The sequence below is a fragment of the Haemophilus sp. C1 genome (genome assembly GCF_001276515.1).
Lineage (GTDB): Bacteria > Pseudomonadota > Gammaproteobacteria > Enterobacterales > Pasteurellaceae > Haemophilus.
In genome coordinates, this window is record NZ_LDVZ01000065.1 from 1 (window position 1) to 1,370 (window position 1,370).

2 protein-coding genes are annotated in these 1,370 nt (G+C 33.1%); both read left to right on the forward strand.

Annotation, left to right across the window (positions count from 1 at the left end; genetic code table 11):
- A partial coding sequence (locus tag ABW51_RS10210) for a polymorphic toxin-type HINT domain-containing protein (protein ID WP_197271870.1) occupies positions 1-570 on the forward strand: 570 nt, incomplete at its 5' end.
- An 8-nt stretch (positions 571-578) separates the two neighbouring features.
- Positions 579-980: a CDI toxin immunity protein gene (locus ABW51_RS09540; protein WP_053466548.1), complete on the forward strand. Its 402-nt coding sequence runs from the start codon at positions 579-581 to the stop codon at positions 978-980.
- The last annotated feature ends 390 nt before the right edge of the window (positions 981-1,370 follow it).

Sequence of the window (1,370 nt, forward strand, 5' to 3'; positions counted from 1 at the left end):
ATCAAGGCTGAGAAGTTAAGTGCATATAACTTGACAGTTGAGACTGATCATACTTACTTCATTAAAGGAGCAAATTCTGACCTTGATGGCGTTTGGGTGCATAATGATTGTTGGCATGCTTTACCTGATGGAGCTAAACGAGTAAAAGATATTGATGGATATAAGACATATCAATTTAAAGATCACAGTGGAAATGATGTTATAGTTATTCAAAAATCTAAAAATAGATTTGAGACTTTAGATCATTTTGGAGTAGAAGTCACATTGCCGAAACAGCATAGTTGGGAAGCAGCAAGAAATTTAGCTTTAACTAAAGTTGGAGATCTTGGGATAGATTCTAAGCCATTCATAGGAACTTTAGCTGTTAGTGATGGATATGGAAAAGTTGTAGGTAGAATATCATCTGATGGGAAGAAAGGGTGGCGATTAGATTATGATCCAAAGAAAGGAATGCATATTAATGTTTTTGACTACACTAAAGGAAAAAGTGATAAGGCTATTAAGGAGGTAATCCCATTTAATGGAAATAAAGATGATTTTAATCGATATCTTAAACAATTAAATAAATAAGGATTCATATGACATTATTTGATGAATGTAAAGAGGCTTTGTCGGAGAATTTCCACCTTCTGTCTGAAGATGAAAAGGAGCAAGTTCTAAAAGAGTTTTATACATATCCATTTGAATATGGAAGTATAGATAAAGATAGTAAGAAAATAAAAATATTGAATCTTGATAGGTTAATTGAATTAATTGAAAAGAAAATAATTAACCAAAATGTTTATGTTTTAGCAGATATAAACGATGTTCCAGTATTTAAAACTAATTTGCTATTAGCGCTAGATAAATTAGATGATATTTCTGCTTTATCAACAAGAGTTTTTATTCTTGGTATTGGGTATTTAGCTCAGGTTGTTTCTAGAAATCCACCTTTAGACATTGTAATTCCAATAAATGGAGATATAAGTAAATTTTTGTAAAACGTTTTAGACGGTTTGATAGAGCTAAAGTGCGGTCAATCTTCAAAAGAGTTTTAAAACCTCTTAAAAATTGACCGTACTTTTGTATTTTCAAAGATGCTTATGTTAAGCAAACCTTATAATTTTACATTTAACTTATCGTAAGCTCGTTCTACTTTTTCTAATGCAGCCAATCTAGCACAACAAAGAATGGGAAACAGGTGGAAGTCAACGCCTTGTCATTGATTCAGCATTAAATGTTATCAGCACCGCTTTAGCCGGCAGACCGGCAGCGGAAGTCGTGGCTTCAGGATTATCACCTGCAGTGAATAATCAAATTAAGAAAGCGACAACAGATGCAAAAGGCAATGTGAATACGGCTCTCAATTTGACCGCTCATGCACTTTGGGG